16 protein-coding genes are annotated in these 15,284 nt (G+C 69.0%); 8 read left to right on the top strand and 8 right to left on the bottom strand.

Annotation, left to right across the window (positions count from 1 at the left end):
• The first annotated feature begins 15 nt into the window (after window positions 1-15).
• The 4 genes from SKC42_RS17795 to SKC42_RS17810 all read left to right on the top strand — a co-directional run bounded on the left by SKC42_RS17795 (window position 16) and on the right by SKC42_RS17810 (window position 3,202).
• Complete coding sequence (locus SKC42_RS17795; protein ID WP_330965596.1) at window positions 16-903, top strand: SCO6745 family protein; 888 nt, start codon at window positions 16-18, stop codon at window positions 901-903.
• A 123-nt stretch (window positions 904-1,026) separates the two neighbouring features.
• Window positions 1,027-1,929: a DMT family transporter gene (locus tag SKC42_RS17800; protein ID WP_330965597.1), complete on the top strand. Its 903-nt coding sequence runs from the start codon at window positions 1,027-1,029 to the stop codon at window positions 1,927-1,929.
• A gap of 56 nt (window positions 1,930-1,985) precedes the next feature.
• Window positions 1,986-2,900, top strand: a complete 915-nt coding sequence (locus tag SKC42_RS17805) for a glycosyltransferase family 2 protein (protein ID WP_330965598.1) — start codon at window positions 1,986-1,988, stop codon at window positions 2,898-2,900.
• 35 nt (window positions 2,901-2,935) lie between these two features.
• A complete protein-coding gene (locus SKC42_RS17810) occupies window positions 2,936-3,202 on the top strand; it encodes a YdeI/OmpD-associated family protein (protein ID WP_330965599.1) in 267 nt (88 codons plus the stop codon).
• Between the two features lie 14 nt (window positions 3,203-3,216).
• Here the strand turns inward: SKC42_RS17810 and SKC42_RS17815 are convergent, their stop codons facing one another.
• The 4 genes from SKC42_RS17815 to SKC42_RS17830 form a co-directional block, all read right to left on the bottom strand.
• Complete coding sequence (locus tag SKC42_RS17815) at window positions 3,217-4,179, bottom strand: helix-turn-helix transcriptional regulator (RefSeq protein ID WP_330965600.1); 963 nt, start codon at window positions 4,177-4,179, stop codon at window positions 3,217-3,219.
• A gap of 161 nt (window positions 4,180-4,340) precedes the next feature.
• On the bottom strand, window positions 4,341-4,694 hold the full coding sequence (locus tag SKC42_RS17820; protein WP_330965601.1) for a VOC family protein: 354 nt from the start codon (window positions 4,692-4,694) through the stop codon (window positions 4,341-4,343).
• Between the two features lie 156 nt (window positions 4,695-4,850).
• A complete protein-coding gene (locus SKC42_RS17825; protein ID WP_330965602.1) occupies window positions 4,851-5,354 on the bottom strand; it encodes a hypothetical protein in 504 nt (167 codons plus the stop codon).
• Window positions 5,355-5,461: 107 nt separating this feature from the next.
• Window positions 5,462-6,346 (bottom strand): cyclopropane mycolic acid synthase family methyltransferase, encoded by an 885-nt coding sequence (locus SKC42_RS17830; RefSeq protein WP_330965603.1) that lies wholly within the window; start codon window positions 6,344-6,346, stop codon window positions 5,462-5,464.
• A gap of 250 nt (window positions 6,347-6,596) precedes the next feature.
• Here SKC42_RS17830 and malQ point away from each other — a divergent pair, with 250 nt between their 5' ends.
• From malQ to SKC42_RS17845, 3 genes are all read left to right on the top strand, one after another.
• Window positions 6,597-8,597 carry a 4-alpha-glucanotransferase gene (gene malQ / locus SKC42_RS17835; protein ID WP_330965604.1) on the top strand — a complete coding sequence of 667 codons (2,001 nt, stop codon included), beginning with the start codon at window positions 6,597-6,599 and terminating at the stop codon, window positions 8,595-8,597.
• Between the two features lie 120 nt (window positions 8,598-8,717).
• A complete protein-coding gene (locus SKC42_RS17840; protein ID WP_330965605.1) occupies window positions 8,718-10,073 on the top strand; it encodes a WS/DGAT/MGAT family O-acyltransferase in 1,356 nt (451 codons plus the stop codon).
• 164 nt (window positions 10,074-10,237) lie between these two features.
• The gene (locus tag SKC42_RS17845) at window positions 10,238-11,281 is read left to right on the top strand and encodes an epoxyqueuosine reductase (RefSeq protein ID WP_330965606.1); all 1,044 of its coding nucleotides are present in this window, start codon (window positions 10,238-10,240) and stop codon (window positions 11,279-11,281) included.
• A 1-nt stretch (window position 11,282) separates the two neighbouring features.
• Here the strand turns inward: SKC42_RS17845 and SKC42_RS17850 are convergent, their stop codons facing one another.
• Both SKC42_RS17850 and SKC42_RS17855 read right to left on the bottom strand, forming a co-directional pair.
• Window positions 11,283-11,735, bottom strand: a complete 453-nt coding sequence (locus tag SKC42_RS17850) for an ATP-binding protein (RefSeq protein ID WP_330965607.1) — start codon at window positions 11,733-11,735, stop codon at window positions 11,283-11,285.
• A 111-nt stretch (window positions 11,736-11,846) separates the two neighbouring features.
• Entirely contained in the window at window positions 11,847-12,665 is an 819-nt protein-coding gene (locus SKC42_RS17855) for a formate/nitrite transporter family protein (RefSeq protein ID WP_330965608.1), read from the bottom strand.
• Window positions 12,666-12,842: 177 nt separating this feature from the next.
• Here SKC42_RS17855 and SKC42_RS17860 point away from each other — a divergent pair, with 177 nt between their 5' ends.
• Window positions 12,843-13,598, top strand: coding sequence for an LLM class F420-dependent oxidoreductase (locus tag SKC42_RS17860; RefSeq protein WP_330965609.1), 756 nt, complete (start codon window positions 12,843-12,845; stop codon window positions 13,596-13,598).
• 19 nt (window positions 13,599-13,617) lie between these two features.
• Here SKC42_RS17860 and SKC42_RS17865 read toward each other — a convergent pair whose 3' ends face one another.
• Window positions 13,618-14,475: an LLM class flavin-dependent oxidoreductase gene (locus tag SKC42_RS17865; RefSeq protein WP_330965610.1), complete on the bottom strand. Its 858-nt coding sequence runs from the start codon at window positions 14,473-14,475 to the stop codon at window positions 13,618-13,620.
• Window positions 14,476-14,497: 22 nt separating this feature from the next.
• The gene (locus tag SKC42_RS17870) at window positions 14,498-15,241 is read right to left on the bottom strand and encodes an SDR family oxidoreductase (RefSeq protein ID WP_330965611.1); all 744 of its coding nucleotides are present in this window, start codon (window positions 15,239-15,241) and stop codon (window positions 14,498-14,500) included.
• Window positions 15,242-15,284 lie beyond the last annotated feature (43 nt).

The raw sequence follows: 15,284 nt of genomic DNA on the forward strand, positions 1-15,284 counted from the left end.
GGTTAACTGCGTTTCGTGCACAGAGAACCGGCGTTGGCGCGGCGCTTCTATGAACGATTCGAGCCCGTACACGGCGTGACCTACTTCGCCCCGGAGGCGCGGGCGGCGTTGGACGGCCTGGGCTACCGGGGCTACTGGATGGGGTATTTCGCCGCCCGGTCGGCGCCCCTGGGCACGGTCCCGACCGAGGTCGTGACGGCAATCTTCTACAACTTCGCCCCCGAACGCGTCGCCAAGGCCCTGCCGACGGCCTGGGAGATCGCCGGTCCCGCCGCCGCCCTGCGTGCGCGGCAGGAGTCCGCGGTTGCGGCGTTGCGCCGTTACGGGCTCGATGCGGACGAAAATGTCCGTGCGGCAGCGGAATTGGTGGGTAAGGCGGCGCGGTCGGCTCCGCTGGATGGTCGGCCGCTGTTCGCCGCGAACCGGGCGCTGCCGTGGCCCGACGATCCCCTGGCCGCGCTTTGGCACGCCGCGACGCTGTTGCGCGAGCACCGCGGCGACGGCCACGTGGCGTTGTTGACGGCGGCGGGGATCACGGGCCGCGAATCCAACGTCCTACACGCCGCCGGCGGCGGGGTTCCCCGCGACTACATCGCCCGTACCCGCGACTACGACGAAGCGACTTGGGAGCGTCAAGAGCGAGGACTGGCCGAGCGGGGGCTACTCGAGGCCGACGGATCATTGACCAGCGCGGGCCGGGACCTCAAGGCCCGGATCGAATCGAGCACCGACGAGCTGGGCCTGTCGGCGCTCGAGGCGCTGCGCGACGACGAGGTGGCGGCGTTGTTCCGGGCACTGACGCCGATCGCCCGCGCTGTCGTTGCGGGCGGCGACATTCCCGCGCTGACCCCGATGGCGTTGCGTCGTGACGACCTGGACGACGACAGCGCCCACTTGACCTGACGCACGCGGGCTCAGCGTGGTCGCGCGGTGGCCCGTACGACGTGCTGCGTGAGCGTAGATTTCGTGCGACGCCCCGCCGGCGGATTTGTGCGCCACCCGTCGCAATGGCAGGAGAATGCACCGATGACCAGAGTGGATATCGCAGCCCTCCTCGCGCTGGGTTCCGCGTTGTGCGTGTCGATCGGCGACGTGCTGCAGCAGCGAGCGACCCACCGCATCACCGACCAGACGGCCGGAAACCTGCAGCTGTTCGCGAAGTTGCTGCGCAATCGGCGGTGGCGGTGGGGCGCCCTGCTGCTCGTCGCCAGCATCGGGTTGCAGGCCGCCGCGCTAGACCAGGGTTCGGTGCTGCTGGTCCAGGCCTTGCTGGTCCTGTCGCTGCTGTTCGCACTGCCGATCAGCGCGAGGCTGTCGCACCGCAGAGTGACTGGACGGCAATGGGTTTGGGCCGTCGTGCTCACGGCCGCGGTTATCGTGATCGTCACGGTCGGCAACCCGCAGGCCGGTCATGCGCGAGCCTCCCTGCACACCTGGGGCATTGTGGCGATGGTGCTCGGGCCGCTGCTGGTCGGGTGCCTCGTGGGTGCCCGCGTCTGGGGCGGCGCAGCCGCCGCCGTGCTGCTGGCCTTCGCGTCGGGGTCCCTCTGGGGTCTGTTCGCGGTGCTCACCAAGGGAGTCGTGCATGTCCTCGGGCACGAGGGCTGGGCCGTGTTCGAGTCCCCCGAGTTGTATGCCTGGCTGCTCGCCGCCCTGGCGGGCTTCGGTTGGGAGCAGTCGGCATTCCGGGCCGGCGCCCTCACCGCGTCGATGCCCACCCTAGAGGTATCCCAACCCGTCGTGGCGGCGGTGCTGGGTGTCGTCGTCCTCGGCGAGACGCTCAACACCGGGGGTGTCGGGATGGCGGCCCTGGTGATGGCAGCGCTCGTCATGACGGCCGCGACCGCCGAATTGGCCCGTGGCGATGCCGTCGCCACGACCAGCAGGGTCGAGGCGGGCCGACACGGCGCGGTGTCCGAGCCGGTGTAGTCGCGTCGATCGCGGCGCGCGCGCTTGCCGCCCCGTCGACCGGGTAAACCCCGGTCATGCCGGACCACGAACCCCAACCCGACGCGCGGCTCAGCGTCGTGGTCATCACCCACAACCGTCGTGCCGAACTTGACCGCACGCTTGGGCGGCTGGCCGACCTTCCGGAGCAACCGCGAGTCATCGTCGTCGACAACGCCTCAACAGACGGGACCGCGGACATGGTGCGGTCGCGGTATCCGGGCGTCGTTCTGCTGACCCCGGGAATCAACCTCGGAGCGGTCGGGCGCAACCTCGGCGTCCGGGCGGCCGACACGCCTTACGTGGCGTTCTGCGATGACGACACGTGGTATGACCCGGGAGCGTTGCGGCTTGCCGCCGACCTTCTCGATGCGCATCCCAGCCTTGCGGTCGTGACGGGCAACATCATCGTCGAGCCCCGCGGGACGCTCGATGCCATCTGTACGGAGATGGCGCAGTCACCGCTGCCTCGCACGCCGGGCATCCCGGGGCATCCCTTGCTGAGCTTCCTGGCGGGTGTCTCCATCGTGCGAAGACAGGCGTTCATCGATGCCGGCGGCTTCTCGGCGCGGCTCTGGCTCGGGGGTGAGGAGGAGTTGCTGGCTTCCGACTTGGCCCGCGCCGGGTGGCACATGAGCCACGTCCCGGAGATCGTCGCCCACCACCAAGCCTCGCGACTCCGGGACGCGCACCTGCGGCGACGGCACGGCATCCGAAATACGTTGTGGTTCAACTGGCTTCGTCGCCCCCTGCCGGGCGCCGCGGTGCGGACGGCGCGGCTGCTGCGCCGACTGCTCCGCGATCGGGTTACCGCGCAGGGTATCGCGGACGCGTTGCGCGGCCTGCCGTGGGTGCTGCGGGAGCGAAACCCCGTGCCCACGAACGTCGAGCGAGGTTACCGGCAGCTGGAGGACATGCAACTCGACGGCGGTGCGCGCAACTACGTGTCCTGAAGGTTCGGTCCGCGCCGGGCGCTACGCTGACCCCCATGGCCGACCGGCGAGTGCCCGGTGGGGTGGTACACGACCTTCCGGCGGATTTACGTGAATCGCTGACCGCCAACGCCGCGGCGCTCGCCGCCTGGCGGGACATCACGCCCCTGGCACGGAACGAATTCATCTGCTGGATCGAAGATGCCAAGCAGGAGAAGACACGACAGCGCCGCATTCGCCGGACCCAGGAGGAGCTGGAGGAAGGCCAGCGCCGCCCGTGCTGCTGGCCGGGGTGTAAGCACCGCGAACGGACCGGACGCTGACGCGCGTCCGAACACTATTGTGAATAACGCAGGGTGACGTGCGGGCTCTGGCCGTATATCTGCCGGTAGTACACCGCGAATCGGCCCACATTTCCGAAACCCCAACGCCGTGCCACCTCTCCCACGGTGGTCGTGGCGCGGTTGCCCGCGACCAGGTCAAGGTGGGCTTGGTGCAGGCGGACCCGGCGCAGATACTCACTGGGAGTGCAGTCGCGGTGCTTGCGGACCATGTACTGCAGCGCCCGCGGAGTCACATAGACGGCGCCGGCGATGTCGACAAGGGAGATGTCCCGGTGCGCGTTGTCGTCGATGAAAGCGATCGCCCGGCGCAACAGTACCGGTGTGGTGTCGTTGCGGTCGGCGCCGGTGAGTTCCACCGACGCGGTGCTCGGGAACGTCGCCAGGAGGGTCGCCGCGAGATAACGCTGGACGGCGCCGGCGACCAGCGGGCTGGCCGCGGCGAGTCGGTTGGTGGCCGCCTTGAGGCGGATATGGTCGATCACGTCGAGGAGGTGCCGGTGGGCCTCCGGCGAGACCGCCGCCTGGCCCACGAGACGAACCGTCCCGATGTCGTCCGATGGGTCCGCGGCGGCGACCTCGCCCAACAGCTTTCGGTCGATCGACAGCACCAGGTGGTGCGCCCGGCGGACCTCGCCGACGGTGGGTAGCCCGTCGACGCCGCCGAAGGCGGCGATCTGGCCCGGTCCGACGACCACCCGCGGACACCCGGCCTGCTGGCCTTCGATCACCCCCGAGTAACCGCGGCACAGAAGGACTCTGTCCGGTGGCTCCATCCGATACGTGACATCGTGGCTCACGTAGGTGTCGTCGAGCGTCAGCGAGCCGACGGTGGAGCGCACCATGCGCAGTCTTGTCGAATCCTCGGCGCCGCCTACCAGTTTCACCCGCGCGAAGGCAGCGCTGAGCTTGTCTTCGGCCTCGCCGAGGTCGGTGGTGTCGAACAGAACGGTAGGCATCACTCGCCTTTCGGGCAGGGAGCGACGACGACGGGCATCGTTCCTGAACCCACAATCAGTCGATTGTCCAGCATCGGCGCCCCGAAGTCACGCGAGCGACCTGGTTGCCGCAGGGGGCGAACCTGCTTCGCGCAATGTGCCGGTGCTAACTCACGGGCAATTCACCGGGGCAGCGGCTGATAAAAGACCAGCCCGTTGCCTTTGTTGTCGTACACCACGGCTCGCCGTTCGTGTGCGTCGTCATAAGGGCCCTTGACGATTCCGCCGCCGCTGGCCTCGACCGCCCTGGCGGCGGCGTCGACATCCGCCGTCTTGATGCCGACGACGACCTGCCCAGGTATGGGATGGTCGACCGCGGTCGCCAAGGCGAGGGTAACCGGACCGCCGTCGAGGGCGGCGAAGTGCGTCCCGTCGCGGAATTTCACCGGCATTCCCAGGGTTTCGCCGTAGAACCGGATCGACTCGTCGAGGTCGTCGGTCGACAGAATGATCATCTTCACTTCATGCTCGCTCATCGGTGCCTCCTGTGGCTAGACGGCTTCCTGACTTAGCCCGGACTGTACTTCGTCCGCAAGGCGAACGCGTCTCAGCCTCACCGAAACCGCCGCCAACGATGGCGGTCGGGGGCGAATTCTCGCCGAAAGCTAATGCGGCACAGCGTGATTAGCGCTTTATGTGGGGCCCTGCCGGTTACTCACCGGCTGGGCCGTTACGAAGTCCATCGGCGGCCCGTCCCCGCGCCCTGTATCGCGGTCGGCCACCGCCGTGGCCAACGCGGTGCCGCCTTCGATCGTTCCGACGATGTCGACCTCGTCGTTGATCGAGAACCGCGGCGCCGCCGTGGCGGGCCGACTGCCGCCTTTGGTGACCAGGGTCGTGTTCGGGGTCACGACGTAGGTTTGGGTGTAGCCGTTCGAGCTGCGCGCGGTCACCGAATTCGCCGACACGGCAACGACAGTCCCCTGCTGATGCACCGGCTGGGAAGTCACGGGCGGCCCCTGGCCGGCGACGACCACCGGCTTCGCCGGCTCGACGCTGACCAGCAGGGCCGTCAGGGCCGCCCCGCCCACTACGACGGCGGAGACGACTTCGCAAATGCCGGCGATCGCGGGCAACGTTCGCCTCGCCGGTCGAGTTTGCTCCGGCGGTTCGGTCATGCGGTGCTTGGCGCCCACGGTCAATCCTCCTGCGGTTTTGCGCCGACAGGCGTCGGTGCCTACCGAATCAGGTCGTTGCTCGTGGTGTTACCCGAAGCGCCGCGGCGACAAACCGCACCGGGGCGTCAGCCCTTGGTGAGGGTGAACTGCGCGACGTCGGTGTAACCCTCGCGGAACAGGTCGGCGCAACCGGTCAGGTACTTCATGTACCGGTCGTAGACCTCCTGGGACTGAATAGCGATGGCCTCGTCCCGGCGCGACTCGAGCGCCGCCGCCCAGGTGTCGAGAGTGCGCGCGTAGTGCAGGCGCAGCGGCTGGTACAGCCCCAGGCTAAAACCCGCCCGCTCGGCGTGCTCGACGACGTTCTTGGCTTGTGGCAGGTCGCCGCCCGGGAATATCTCGTCCATGATGAATTTCATGAACCGGATCTTGGTCATGGTGATGGGCAGCCCGCGCTCGGCGAATTCCTCGTCGCTGGGTTTGATGATGGTGTGCAGCATCATCACCCCGTCGGCGGGCAGCGCCTCGTAGGCCATCTTGAAAAAGTCGGCGTAGCGGTTACGCCCGAAGTGCTCGAAGGCGCCGATCGACACGATGCGGTCCACCTTCTCGTCGAACTGCTCCCAGCCCTGCAGCAACACGCGTTTGCTCCGCGAGGAGGGATGCTGGTCGAGCCGCTGCTGCACATGGGCCTGCTGATTGCGGCTGAGCGTCAGGCCGACGACGTTGACGTCGTAGCGCTCCAGCGCGCGGATGATCGTGGTGCCCCAGCCGCAACCGATGTCGAGCAGCGTCATGCCCGGCTCCAGGCCGAGCTTGCCCAGTGACAGGTCGACCTTGGCGAGCTGCGCCTCCTCGAGCGTCATGTCGTCGCGCTCGAAGTAGGCGCAGCTGTACGTCCGCGTCGGGTCCAGGAAAAGCGCGAAGAATTCGTCGGACAGGTCGTAGTGCGCTTGCACGTCCTCGAAATGCGGCTCCAGGCTGACGGCATCGCTGCGTTTTTCGGCCAAGGCACAACCTTCGATGTAGGTTTCTTTTCGGGTTTGACGGCGGGCGACCGGAGATCGATCGGATTGCCGAGGCCACCAGTGTATCGGGCGCGTTAACAACGGCGCCGTTTGCCGTGACTCCGCCGTGCAAGCGGGTCACCGGCCGGTGTGAGAAGACACCACCCGGGTATACCAGCGGGGTGTTCCCGCATCGGCGTCACACCCACATACCCCTCATGCCCTCCAACGCCGTCCGGCTGCGGGCGCGGTGATGGCGGACTCGAAACCGATACCGGAGGAACTGCGTCGGCTGGCGGCCGCACACGGGGTGGCGACCTGCTACCGCAACGAGCGCCGAGAGCCCGTCCAAGTCGATGCTGACGTGGTCGTTCGTGTGCTCGGGCTGCTCGACGTCGACGCCGCCACCGAGGCCGACCGGCGCCGCGAACTGGCCAAGGTGGACGAGCGGGCGCGCGGGGGTGTCCTGCCGCCCACGGTCGCGGTCCGTGTCGACGGGCGGCCGCGTCGGATGCCCGGTGCCGCGCACCTGGTGGCTGAGGACGGCACGCGGATCGACGCGCGCGACGTGCTGCCCGCCGACCTGCACCCCGGGTGGTATCGCCTGCACACGGCCGACGGCCAGGAGGCCACCCTGGTCGCCGCTCCCCCGCAGGTGCCGGCCGCGCCGGCCACCTGGGGGTGGATGCTGCAGCTGTACGCGCTGCGCTCGCGGCGCTCGTGGGGCATCGGCGACTTGGGTGACCTGCGCGAGTTCATGGAGTGGACCGCGACCGAGCACGGTGCGGGCGCGGTGCTGCTTAACCCCCTGAGCGCCCCCGGCCCGACGCACCCTGTGCAGCCGTCTCCGTACACGCCGTCGAGCCGGCGCTTCGCGAACCCGCTAGCGCTGCGCATCGAAGACCTGGACAGCTACCGCCGGGCCGACCCGGACACCCGCGCGGAAGTGGACGCGCTGCGGGTCTCGGCGAGCACCGAACGGATCGACCACGACCTGGTGTGGGCGGCGAAACGGTCGGCGCTGGAGCTGCTGTGGCGCGCCGAGGGCAGGCCCTCCCCGCTCGCCGGGCAATCGCCCGGGTCGGAGGGATTGCGGGACTGGGCCACGTACTGCGCGCTGGCCGAGCGGCACGGCGGCCGGTGGAGCCGGTGGCCGGAGCAGCTGCGGGAGGTGGCCGGGCCGGCCGTCGCGGCCGCCCGGCGGGAGCTGGAACCCCGGATCGCGTTCCACGCCTGGGGCCAGCAGCGCTGCGCCGAGCAGCTGATCGCCGTGCGGGCCGCGGCGCAGGGCGCCGGAATGGCCCTGGGCGTGCTGCACGACCTGCCGGTCGGCGTCGACGCCGAAGGCGCCGACGCGTGGGCACTGGCCGACGTGCTTGCCACCGGCGTCAGCGTCGGGGCGCCGCCCGACAACTTCACGCCCCGCGGCCAGGATTGGGGGCTGCCGCCCTGGCGGCCTGACCGTCTCGCCGCCACGGGGTACGCCGCCCCGCGCGACATGCTGCGCGCCGTCGTGACCTACGCCGACGGCCTGCGCATCGACCACGTCGCCGGCCTGTGGCGGCTGTGGTGGATCCCACCCGGCGACGGTCCGGACCGCGGCACCTACGTGCACTACGACGCCGACGTGATGCTGGCCGTCCTCGCCCTCGAAGCGCACCGGGCGGGCGCCACCGTCGTGGGCGAGGACCTCGGCACCGTCGAACCGGAGGTGACCAAGGCACTGGCCGGCAACGGGATGCTGGGGTGCGCGGTCTCCTGGTTCACCCGCGACGAATCCGCGCCCGGTGAGCCGCTGCTCAAACCGGCCGAGTGGCCGTCGCGGGTGGCCGCCAGCCTGTCCACCCACGACCTGCCGACCGCCGCGGGTTTCCTGCGCGGTGAGCACGTGCGGGCGCGGGCGGACCTCGGACTGCTCGACAACGTGCCTGCCGAGGAGGCCGGCGCCGCGAAGGAGCGGGCCGAGTGGCTGGCCCTGCTGCGTTCCAAGGGGCTGCTCCCCGAGGATCCCGCCGAACCTGAGGAGTCGCAGATCATCGCCGCGATGCACCGGTTCCTGGCCGCGACACCCAGCCGCCTCAAGTTGATCTCGCCCTACGACGTGATCGCCGAGCCGCGCCAGCCGAACCTGCCGGGGACGATCGACGAATATCCCAACTGGCGCATCCCGCTACCGGAGACCCTGGAGGAGTTGCGCGCCGACCCGCGGGTCGCCGAGATCACCGCCGCCTTCCGCGCAGCCGCACCGCGTTAGGACACCCGGGCCGCCGATTCCGTTCGCTCGGGTGTGGCAAACGCCCCGTCTGGTTACAAGGAGAGAGAGAGAACCCCGTGCCAGATGGCTGGCACGGCCGACGGGATAGGGGCGATAACCATGGAGCCGATATCGCCGACCGATGCGCTGTTCCTCATCGGCGAGTCCCGCGAACATCCCATGCATGTGGGGTCATTGCAGCTGTTCCAGCCTCCCGCGGACGCCGGACCGCATTTCGTCCGCGAGTCCTACCAGGCCATGCTCGAGTGCACCGACGTCCAACCGGCGTTCCGCAAACACCCGGCCTTCATCGGCGGCATCACCAACGTCGTGTGGTCCTTCGACAGGGACGTCGAACTCGGCTATCACCTCCGCCGGTCCGCCCTGCCCGAGCCGGGACGAGTACGCGACCTGCTGGAGCTGGCGTCTCGGCTGCACGGCAGCCTTCTCGACCGGCACCGCCCCTTGTGGGAGGCGCACCTCGTCGAGGGTCTGCAGGATGGCCGGTACGCCGTTTACACAAAGTTCCATCACTCACTGATGGACGGCGTGTCGGCGCTGCGGCTCATGCAGCGGGCCTTCGCGTCCGATCCCACCGACGACGAGGTCCGGGTCCCGTGGAGTCTGGGCCCGCGGCCACGCCAGCAGCGGAAGTCGCCGTCCTTGCTCGGGCGGGCGGGCCGCGCCGCCGGGTCGGCGTTCGCGCTGGCCCCCTCCACGCTGAAGCTGGCGCGGGCGGCGCTCCTCGAGCAACAACTCACCCTGCCGTTCCAGGCGCCGCGCAGCATGTTCAACGTCAGGATCGGGGGCGCCCGCCGCGTGGCGGCGCAGTCGTGGTCGCTGGAACGCATCAACGCGGTCAAGTCGGCCGCGGGTGTGACCGTCAACGACGTCGTCCTCGCGATGTCGGCGGGTGCACTGCGCGCCTACCTGCAGGAACAGGGCGGCCTGCCGGAGGCCCCGCTGACCGCGATGGTCCCGGTCAATCTACGCAAGGACGACGACGACAGCGGCGGCAACATGGTCGGGACCTTCCTGTGCAACCTGGCGACCGATCTCGACGACCCGGCCAAGCGGCTCGAGGTCATCAGCACGTCGATCCCCAACACCAAAGAGGTGTTCTGGCAGCTGCCGCCGGTGCAGCAGCTGGCCTTGTCCGCCCTCAACATCGGCGGGCTGGTCTTCGGGCTCATCCCCGGGTATCTGTCCGCGGCCTCGCCGCCGTTCAACGTCGTCATCTCCAACGTGTCGGCGGGCCGTTCCGAACCGCTGTACTGGCGTGGCGCCCGGCTGGACGGCAATTACCCGCTGTCGATTCCGCTCGACGGGCAGGCGATGAACATCACGGTGACGAACAACGACCGGAGCCTCGACTTCGGCCTCGTAGGCTGCCGTCGCAGCGTCCCGCACCTGCAGCGGCTGCTGGGCCACCTGGAGACGTCGCTCAAAGAGCTGGAACGCGCGGTCGGCGTGTGAGACCCGGACGCGGCGCTCCGTAGACACCGCTGCCCCGAGGCGACAGCCGAAAACCGTGCGCGCTGCCCGACTGGTGGCTTGCCGCTGGCCTTGTCAAAGACGTCGAGCGACACCTCCGCGAGGTTGATGCCGGCCTTATCTGAGTATTGTGTACTATACCTAGCATGGCGGACAGGCTACCCGGCCGAATGGCGGATCACCCCACCGTGCGACGGGTACGGTCGCACCCGAAACAGAAGCCGCCCAGCGTGATCGACGAGCACTGGCTGCGCGAAGTGTGCCTCGCGGCCGGGGCGGACGACGTCGCGTTCGCCGCCGTCGACAACCCCGACCTGGCCTCCGAGGCCGAGCATGTCGAGGCGGCGTTGCCGGGCACCAAGAGCTACATCTCCCTGGTGGTTCGAATGAACCGCGACAACGTGCGCTCCACGGCGCGCAGCGTCGCAAACCAGGAATTCCACCGCAGCGGAGAGGTGCTCAACGAGGCGGCGCATCGCATCGTGCGCCGGCTGGAGGACGCGGGTTACCGGGCGCTGAACCCGTCGGCGACATTCCCGATGGAGATGGACCGATTCCCCGGGCGGATCTGGGTGGTGGCACACAAGCCGGTCGCAGTCGCCGCCGGCCTTGGCGTAATGGGCATCCACCGCAACGTGATTCACCCGAAATTCGGCAATTTCGTCCTGTTGGGGACCATCCTGGTCGACGCGCCGATCAGCGACTACGGCCAGCCCCTGGATTACAGCCCGTGCCTGGAATGCAAGCTGTGCGTTGCCGCCTGCCCGGTCGGCGCGATCGGGAAGGACGGCGAATTCGACTTCGTCGCCTGCTCGGTACACAACTACCGCGAGTTCATGGGCGGCTTCACCGATTGGGTGCAGACCATCGCCGACAGCACGGACGCCGCCGACTTCCGCTCCCGCGTCAGTGACGCGGAAAACGCGTCGATGTGGCAGAGCCTGTCGTTCAAGCCGAATTACAAGGCGGCCTATTGCCTGGCGGTCTGCCCGGCAGGCGAGGACGTCATCGAGCCCTACCTCGACGACCGCAAGGCCTTCATGGACACCGTGCTCAAACCCCTGCAGCAGAAACGCGAAATGCTCTACGTGTTACCGAATTCGGCGGCCGAGGAGCACGCCCGCCGCCGTTATCCCCACAAACCGGTGAAGGTCGTCGACAGCGGAATCCGCGGCCGGCGCGGCGGCTGAGTCAGCGACTGCCCACCAGGCCGGTTTCCGTGGCGTAATCGAGGCACACGGTGGTGCCGCCGGGCCCGGCGTCGATGGTGCAGTGCTCGGCCAGCGCGTGCATCAGAAGGATGCCGCGGGAGGCGTGTGGGTCGCTCGGCTTCCGCGGCGGGCTCCGATACCAGGTTCCGCGGTCGCTGACGCACACGCGGATCGACTGGGTCGCGGGCTCGTAGTAGGCGTCGAGCTTCATGGTGCCGACGTTCGCGTGAAGGCGGTAGGCATGCTCGACGCAGTTGGCCAACGCTTCGCCGACACCCAGCACGATGTCGCTGTGCATGTCGTCGGGCATCCGCGCCACCTGCTCCAGCCACCGTTGCAGGGCTCGCCGCAGCTGCGCCGCGGTGGCCGCGTCGGCCGGGCCGGCGAGCGCCAGCCGCGTCGGCGTGGCGTCCGCTGACGGTAGTGAACTCATACCGACGGCATACCCAGTCCGCGTCGGGAAGATAACGTCATCCCCGTCTCGCTTCGGACACAGACCGACAGCCGGTCCGGAACCCGCTGGTTTCGTGAGGGATTGGCGGTCTCACGAAGACTCCGCGTCGGCGCGTTCCTCCTGCAGCCGGTCCTTGCTGCGCAGGAGCCGCAGCAAGGTGACGAAGCCGAGCCCGCCCACCACGTTGCCCAGCACCGTGTAGCCGAACCAGCCCAGCCAGTCGAGGTAGCCAAACGGTGCCCTACCGCCGGTCAGTGCGCCGAAGATCAGCAGCGAATCCAGGATCGAATGGAACAGCCGCAGCCCCGCCAGCAGGAAGGCCCCGGCGACGGCCGCGGCCATCTTCGCGGGCACGGAATCCGTGCCGTGTTGCATCCGGGTCATCAAGGTGATCACCATGCCGCCCAGCACGGCGAGCGCCAGTGTCCGCGCCGAGAACGGCGCGGTGGCGAAATGGGCCGCCGACCGCACGGTCTCCTCATGCAGCTCGGGGAATCCCGTCATGATCAGCCACATGATGACCCAGCCGCCGACGAGGTTCGCGAACATCGTGCCGCCCCACAGCCTGATCAGCTGTATCAGGCTCGCCCGCTTGGCGGCGACGGTGACCACGGGGATCAGGAATCCCTCGGTGAACAACTCGCTGCGGCCGAGCAACAGGGCCAGGAAGCCGATCGAGAAAGCCAGACCCGCCAACAGCGGCTCATGGGAGGCGGCCAACACCGACAGATAGGCGAGGACGCCGAGGGCGACCTCCGTCCCACCGAAGAATCCGGTGACCAACACCCCCCGCCAGGTCCGGTGCATGCGCTGGGTGCCCTCACTCAACATCCTGGTGAAGGCGTCCTCCAGCTCGTCCTCGATCGGGCTGTCATACTGCCCGAGCTGGCGTTGGATCAGTTGGCTCATGGTGGGTTTCCTCACGCGGCATTTGATACCCATTGACCGGTCGGCCACGCTGGGCGCGGGTCAACCGGCCCGGGCGTAGCCGCTTGGATACCCAGCGCGGCCGACAACGCTCCCGCACTTGTGGTCGATCCCACATTCCGGCGGAAGCGTTCGCGCCGCCGGGTGGTTGCATCGGCAATGCGTATCGGAGTCGTGTTCCCGCAGACCGAGCTCGGTGGCGACCCGGGGGTCGTCCGCGCGTACGGCCAGCGGGTCGAGGAGCTGGGGTTCACGCACATCCTCGCCTTTGACCACGTCGTCGGCGCCGACCCGCGCGTGCACCAGGGGTGGCGCGGCCCTTACGACATCGACACGACGTTCCACGAGCCGTTCGTCATGTTCGGCTTCCTGGCCGCCGTCACCACGGTGGAGCTGGTCACCGGCGTCATCATCCTGTCGCAGCGCCAGTCCGCCCTGGTGGCCAAGCAGGCCGCCGAGGTCGATCTGCTCACCGGCGGGCGGTTCCGGCTCGGGATCGGTCTGGGCTGGAACGCCGTCGAGTACGAGGCCCTCGGGGAGGACTTCTCCAACCGCGGCAGGCGCTCCGAGGAGCAGGTCGACCTCATGCGCAAGCTGTGGACCGAGCGGTCGGTCACCTTCAACGGGCGCTACCAGTCGGTGACCGGTGCGGGCCTCGCGCCGCTGCCCATCCAGCGGCCGATCCCCGTCTGGATCGGCGCGGGGTCCGACCGCGCCTACGAGCGCGCCGGACGGCTCGCCGACGGATGGTTTCCCATGATGGCCCCCGGCCCGGGCCTCGACCACGCGCGCGAGGTCGTGCGGTCGGCGGCCGCCGGGTCCACCCACCTATCGGTGAACACCATGAACGCCGGCCTTTCGAACGTCGATGACCACCTCGCCGCATTGGAGCACTTCGCCGGCCTCCTCGGCTAAGGCCGGGACTAGCGCCGCGTTAGAGGACGGCGTCGGCCAACCGGTCGATCTGGTCGATCCCCGTGGCCGAGGGGTGAAACAGCAGCCGGTCGAATCCAAGGTCGCAGTAGGCGCGAACGGTGCTCCGGGCATCGTCGGCGGAGCTGATCATGTCGGCGGCGTTCAGCGCGGCGAAGTCGGGTTTGAATCCGTAATAGCGGCCCAGATGATCGCGGCCGGACTGCACGACTCCGCCGTCCCCCATCGCGAAGTTGACCGAGGCGTGAATCCACGGGTCGCCCGCGCGACCGGCCTCCCGCCAGCCCGCACGGACGCGATCGGCGAACGCGGACTGGCCGGGGTAGTCGCGCAGCGCACCGGCCGACCACCCGTCGCCGACGGTGGTGGCGCGGCGGACGGTCGCCTGTGACCTGCCGCCGAAGAGCAACGGCACGTGGACCGGTGCGGGGCACAGCGCGGTGCCGCTCGCGATTGCGTCGCCGTCCCATGCGCGGCGCAGGAGCGCGACCTGCTCGTCGAGGACCGCGCCGCGCTTGCGGAATTCGACGCCGACGGCCGAGTAGTCGTCTTCCCGAGACCCGACGCCGATCCCGACCACCAGTCTCTCTCCCGCCGCATCGGCCAGGCTCGCCAGCTGCTTGGCCAGGACGACGGCCGGATACAGCGGCGCCAGAAGGACATTCGTGACAAGCGCCGGCTCGCTGGTCGCACCGGCGGCCAGCGCCAGCGCCACGAGGGAGTCGATGCTCGGGTAGATCAGGCGGTCGATCACGGTCACTGACTCGAAGCCGCGCTCTTCGGCGCGGCGTGCCCATCGGGTGATCAGGGGTCCGTGGACACCCGCCACATGGTTGGGCAGACCGATTCCGATTCTCATGAGAGCTCCTTGGGTTGCCTGTTCATCGCGCCCGGTTGACTGCCGCGAACAGTTCGGCGTAGGCGCCGTCGCGCTCCGCATAACGCACGGCGCGGGCGGCGTCGACGACAACCTCCCCGGCATCGGGCCGCGCCGCCAGTTGGGCCATCGTCTCCGCGACGAAGTCGTCGAGGTTCATCGTGTGACCGTCGTCCGCCGACACGGTCATGTCGGTTTCCACCCGGGGTGGCGCTATCTCGATGACCTCGATCGGGCTGTCGCGCAACAGAAACCGCAGCGATTCGGTGTAGGAATGCAAACCCGCCTTGCTAGCGCAGTAGCTTGGTGCCTGCGCCAGTGGGACGAAGGCGAGCGCCGACGTGACATTGATGACCGCCCCGCGCGATTGGCGCACCAGCGCCGGCAACAGCAGCGACGTCAGCATCATGGGCCCGACCAGATTGGTCGCGACGATCGACGCGATCACCGCGGGATTCGGGACCGCTGGATCCTCGAGGGCCATAGTCCCGGCGTTGTTGACGACGACGTTGAGTTCGGGCAGGTCGCGCGTCACGCGGGCTGCGAACTGGTGGACCGACGCGGCGTCGGCAAGGTCCAGGCCCAGGGGTCGCATGCCGGGATGGGCGTCGGTGACGGCGCGCAGGGCCGAGGCGCGGCGGCCGGCGACGACGACGCGATTCCCGGCGCGGTGCAGCGCCACCGCGAGGCCGCGGCCAATGCCGCTGCCGCCGCCCGTGATCAGAACGGTGTTGCCGTGCATCTGCATGAGTGGCTCCCTCCTCGCCGGATCCAGGGTCGACCGCGGGGAT

Origin of the sequence: Mycobacterium sp. 050134, assembly GCF_036409085.1 — a bacterium.
Taxonomy (GTDB): Bacteria; Actinomycetota; Actinomycetes; order Mycobacteriales; family Mycobacteriaceae; genus Mycobacterium.